This is a genomic window from Aquidulcibacter sp. (assembly GCF_049239865.1).
Taxonomy (GTDB): Bacteria; Pseudomonadota; Alphaproteobacteria; order Caulobacterales; family Aquidulcibacteraceae; genus Aquidulcibacter.
This window is the reverse complement of record NZ_JBMLTR010000130.1, coordinates 1-4,924: the sequence shown is the minus strand read 5'-3', so window position 1 is coordinate 4,924 and position 4,924 is coordinate 1. Positions and strand designations below refer to the sequence as shown.

The 4,924-nt window shown below is 56.6% G+C and carries 5 protein-coding genes; 3 read left to right on the top strand and 2 right to left on the bottom strand.

Annotated features, from left to right (window positions below; translation table 11 throughout):
• Positions 1 to 1,281, top strand: a 1,281-nt coding sequence (locus tag ACOVRA_RS08825) for an Hsp70 family protein (protein ID WP_421719963.1), incomplete at its 5' end; no start/stop codon positions are given.
• Positions 1,282 to 1,291: 10 nt separating this feature from the next.
• Here ACOVRA_RS08825 and ACOVRA_RS08820 read toward each other — a convergent pair.
• Positions 1,292 to 3,310 carry an acetyl-CoA carboxylase biotin carboxylase subunit gene (locus ACOVRA_RS08820; RefSeq protein WP_421719962.1) on the bottom strand — a complete coding sequence of 673 codons (2,019 nt, stop codon included), beginning with the start codon at positions 3,308 to 3,310 and terminating at the stop codon, positions 1,292 to 1,294.
• A gap of 186 nt (positions 3,311 to 3,496) precedes the next feature.
• Here ACOVRA_RS08820 and ACOVRA_RS08815 point away from each other — a divergent pair, with 186 nt between their 5' ends.
• Positions 3,497 to 3,886 carry a hypothetical protein gene (locus ACOVRA_RS08815; protein WP_421719961.1) on the top strand — a complete coding sequence of 130 codons (390 nt, stop codon included), beginning with the start codon at positions 3,497 to 3,499 and terminating at the stop codon, positions 3,884 to 3,886.
• Positions 3,883 to 4,086 carry a helix-turn-helix transcriptional regulator gene (locus ACOVRA_RS08810; RefSeq protein ID WP_298228191.1) on the top strand — a complete coding sequence of 68 codons (204 nt, stop codon included), beginning with the start codon at positions 3,883 to 3,885 and terminating at the stop codon, positions 4,084 to 4,086. Before ACOVRA_RS08815 ends, ACOVRA_RS08810 begins: the two co-directional genes overlap by 4 nt.
• An 11-nt stretch (positions 4,087 to 4,097) precedes the next feature.
• Here ACOVRA_RS08810 and ACOVRA_RS08805 read toward each other — a convergent pair whose 3' ends face one another.
• Positions 4,098 to 4,571, bottom strand: a complete 474-nt coding sequence (locus ACOVRA_RS08805; RefSeq protein WP_421719964.1) for an ion channel — start codon at positions 4,569 to 4,571, stop codon at positions 4,098 to 4,100.
• Between the last annotated feature and the right edge of the window lie 353 nt (positions 4,572 to 4,924).

The window sequence follows — 4,924 nt, the reverse complement described above, 5'->3', positions numbered from 1 at the left end:
ACACCCACCCTTGGTCTCGATTTCGGGACGACCAATAGCGTTGCGACCTTGCCCGATGGGCAAGGCCAAAGCCGTGCGATTCATTTCGCGCATGACAATGACTTGGTCCAAGCCTGTCGGTCGGTCTTGTGCTTTTGGCATGAGGAAGATGACCATCGCGCCAAGGCGATGATGGAGGTCGGCCCTTGGGCGATTGACCGGTTCTTGGAACTGGGCGGGGATTGCCGTTTTATCCAATCTTTCAAGACCTTTGCGGCAAGTCCTTTGTTCACCAGCACCGTCATCCAGAATAAGGCGTGGAAGTTTGAAGATTTGCTTGCTGCCTTCCTGCGCCGCTTGAGTGAGCGCGCCAATCAACCCTTCCCCAAGCGCGTCCTGGTGGGCCGCCCCGTGCGCTTTGCCGGCAGAGGCTCGGACGAAGAACTTGCCCGCACGCGCTATCAAGCCGCGCTGACCAAAGCAGGCTTTGAAGACATCGCCCATGTCTATGAACCCGTGGCGGCTGCCTTCTTCTTCGCCCAGCGCCTGACGCAGGATGCGACCATCTTGGTGGCGGACTTTGGCGGCGGTACCAGCGACTTTTCCATCATCCGCTTCCGACGCGGAGAGAAGACGCGCTCTGCCGAAGCATTAGCCCATCGCGGTGTGGGCATTGCGGGCGATAGTTTCGACCAGCGCATCATTGACCATTTGGTCTCGCCGCTGTTTGGCAAAGGCTCCCACTATGCCAGCGACGGCAAAGTCTTGCCGGTGCCACTGGCCTATTATGGGCGGTTCTCGCAGTGGAACCAATTGTCGATCATGCGCCATACGCGCGACTATCAGGACTTACAAAAGCTCGCCAAACAGGCCCTGCAGCCGGAAAAAATCCAAGCCTTTCTGGACTTCCTCGATGCGGAGGCCAGCTATCACCTGTATCGATCCATCGCGGCGGTCAAAACCACTTTGAGCCAAGCTGAAGAAACAACGTTCCGCCTATCCTTTGGCGGACAGGACATGGTCAAATCCTTGACGCGGGCGGACTTTGAAACTTGGATCGGCGAAGACTTGGCCCAGATCGACACCTGCGTGACCGACGCGCTTGTCGCTGCCGGCCTCGATGAAGGCGGCATTGATCGGGTATTTTTGACGGGCGGCTCCAGCTTTGTGCCCGCCGTCAAAGCCCAATTTGAGACCCGCTTTGGCGCTCAAAAGGTGGAGACAGGCGACCAATTCGTCTCAATCGCCCACGGCCTGTCTCTGATCGCCCAAGAAGATGACCCAAGCCCTTGGTTGGCTTGAGGGGTCTTGTTTAGCCCAATTCCACCATGATTTCGTCGGCGGCGACCGCAGCCCCTGCCCCCACATGGACCTTCGTCACTTTGCCATCGCGCTCGGCCCGAATGATGTTTTGCATCTTCATGGCTTCAACAATCGCAATGGCTTCGCCCGACTTAATCTCTTGACCTTCCACCACTTCGATGGAGACCACGAGGCCGGGCATGGGCGAGATGATCATGCGCGACGTATCGGCCGCGACCTTTTCAGGCAATTTAGCGTGGAGTTCAGCGTCACGCGGCGTGGCGACGATGACCACGGCTTTGGCACCGCGATATTGGAACTCATAGCCTTGCGTGCGGTCTCTGAACTTAACGGCAAAGCCCTCATTCGCAAACACGCCAGCCGCATGGGCGACGCCGGTGATCAAGCGGTCACCGGGCTTAAAGCCACTGGTGATGTCGATCGTGTCGCCACTCTCAAAGCGAATATGGGCACCACCGTCGGTGATCTCAACATGGAGGGGGTGATACGTGCCCTCGATGCGGACAACCCAGTCTGAGCGGATCGGTTTATGTGGCGTCATGCGGCCACTGATTTGCGCGTCACGTTCCAGCTTGCGCATATGAACCAAAGCGCCAACACCTGCCATCAAGCGCAAAATCTTGTCGGTTAAGGGCGCGCCCTTAAAGCCTTCGGGGAATTCGTCTTTGATGTAAGCGGTGGTGATATCGCCAGAGCGGAAGCGCGCTTCTTCCATCACGGCAGCCAAGAACGGGATATTGTCTTGAATGCCTTCAATGGCAAAGGTATCCAGCGCCGCAGCTTGGGCATCAATCGCGGCCAAACGGGTGGGTGCCCAAGTCACGAGCTTGGAGATCATCGGGTCGTAGAACATCGAGATCTCGTCACCCTCGCGCACGCCAGCATCATTGCGCACTTTATGGCTACCGAAATCGCCTTCAACCGGGGGCAAATAGCGCTTCAGACGACCAATGGAGGGCAAGAAGTTCCGATATGGGTCTTCGGCATAAATCCGGCTCTCAATCGCCCAGCCATTAATCGACAGGTCTGATTGCTGGAAGGACAAAGCCTCGCCCGAGGCCACGCGCAACATTTGTTCGACCAAGTCGAGGCCTGTGATGGCTTCTGAAACCGGGTGTTCCACCTGCAGGCGTGTATTCATTTCGAGGAAGTAGAAGCTCTTATCCTTGCCAGAGGCCACAAATTCCACCGTGCCAGCACTATCATAGCCCACAGCTTTAGAGAGCGCGACGGCTTGTGCACCCATGGCTGCCCGGGTTGCTTCGTCCAAGAGCGGGCTTGGCGCCTCTTCGATGACTTTTTGGTTGCGGCGCTGGATGGAGCACTCGCGCTCAAACAAATGCACGACATTGCCATGCTTGTCGCCCAGCACTTGAATTTCGATATGGCGCGGGGCCAGAATGAACTTCTCGATAAAGATGCGGTCATCGCCAAAGGCGTTTTTGGCTTCGGCGCGCACGGCGGGGAAGCCTTCTTCAACATCCTTGCGGTCATAGGCAACGCGGATACCCTTGCCACCACCGCCAGCCGACGCCTTGATCATAACGGGATAGCCAATCTCTTCCGAGATGGTGACCGCATGCGCAGTATCGGCAATCTCGCCAATGTGGCCGGGCACGCAGGAAACGCCTGCTGCAGCTGCCGTCTTCTTACTTTCAATCTTGTCGCCCATGGCGTGGATGGCGTGTGGGTTCGGGCCGATGAAAACGATCCCCTCATCCGCACAGCGTTGGGCAAACTCTACCTTTTCCGACAAGAAGCCAAAGCCTGGGTGGACGGCCTGTGCGCCAGTTTCTTTGACGGCGGCAATAATCTTATCGATGACCAGATAGGATTCAGAGGCTGGTGCGGGGCCGATAAAGACCTTTTCGTCAGCCATCTCAACGGCCATGGAATCGCGGTCGGCTTCAGAAAACACGATGACGGTTTTCACGCCCATGCGCCGACAGGTCTTGATGATGCGGACGGCGACTTCGCCGCGATTGGCAATCAGAATCTTATCAAACATGTTGGTCCGTGTGCCCCTAGAGCTGTCAGTCGTATTGCCGACCTTATTATGTCGGGAACTGGTTAGAGGGCAATTGCGCGCGATGCAACTTTGCAGGGTCTGGCGAGGTGCAAGAAATCGAAAATGTCAGCTTGACCTGACATATTGTCGATGTTAGGTATACCTGACATTCAGGAGGCGCACGCCATGGAACAAACACCTCAAGCCAAGACCTATATCTTCCGGACCATGCTGTTCATGGCCGTCTATGTGCTGATTAATGCCGGCGCGATTGCGGGTCTCATGGATGGCTTGGCCACCCCTGCCCGTTGGGTTTTGGCCGCTTTGGTCAGCCTGCCGATTGCCGGCCAAATTTGGGCGACGTTGGTGATGATCCGCGACAGTGACGAGTTTATCGGAGCCTTTTTGGCGCGACAATTCATTCTGGCTTCGGGTGTCGCCATGGCCCTCTTCTCCGCTTGGGGCTTTGCCGAGAGCTATGCCGGGGCCAGCCATGTGCCGAGCTGGATGATCTATCCCTTATTCTGGGCGTGCTTTGCCCTTGTGGCCCCTTTTGCACGCAAGGTGACAAAATGATCAATAACGTCCGCGCCTTACGAAGTGCCAAGAGCCTGACCCAAGCCGATCTGGGTCAGGCTTTAGGGGTCTCGCGGCAGGCTATCATCGCGATTGAGGCCGACCAGCACGACCCGTCGCTGGATTTGGCGTTTAAAATGGCAGCGCTCTTTGAGACTGAAGTTGAGGCGATCTTCGTGAACCCGCATCGGCGCGCTTGATCGCCTAACGGTCACTCCACCTTATGGTCGAGCCATTCATGCTCTAGGGCGCGCAGGCGACCGATCACCGTGATCAGAAATGCGGTCGACCAGCCGAGCAGGATCACACCATTGGCCGCCTCAATGGCGCCTACCAAGCGCCAATCGCGCGGCAGGATCACGTCGCCATAGCCAAGCGAAACAAAGGTGACGGTCGAAAAATAAAGCGCGGTTTCAAAGTCATGAAAGGCGTGCAAACCAAAGTGATAGACGACGGCATAGAGCCATATCTCAATCGTATGTACGGCGAACAAGCCAAACACGACAAACAAGATCGCTAAGACTCGCAGCGAAAAATGCGGTGCATGCGCATCCGCCAAGGGCTGCCTCTGTCGGATCATGGCCATTAAAGCGGCGAGACCGATAAAGTGGATCGTCACCGTTGCGGCCACCATGACGGACGAAATCGCCAGTGTGTCCCAAATGTCTGTTACAAAATTGAGCACACCCAAGTTCAGCTCTCCATCTGGTACAAGGCAACCAGTCTGACAGTCATAGGATGTTGCGATGCCGCCGTCACGTCTTTGTCGCGCGACGTTCGGTCACAGTTGGGGCGGGGGAATCAAATAGGACCAAAAGCAGAGCACCCCTCTCCCCCATTTGGGGGCGAGGGGAGACCGCAGAGTCCAAGGCAGCAGCCCACTCACCCCCCGCGCTTTTGGAACAGCCAGCCCTTGGTCAAAAACGCTTGCGCGCCTTCGATATAGTCAAAGCCCTCTGCCGCAAACAAGGCTTTCAAATCGGTCGCAAGATAAGAGGTGAAAAATGGCTCATGAAAGCCGACGGGGAACGCATCCAA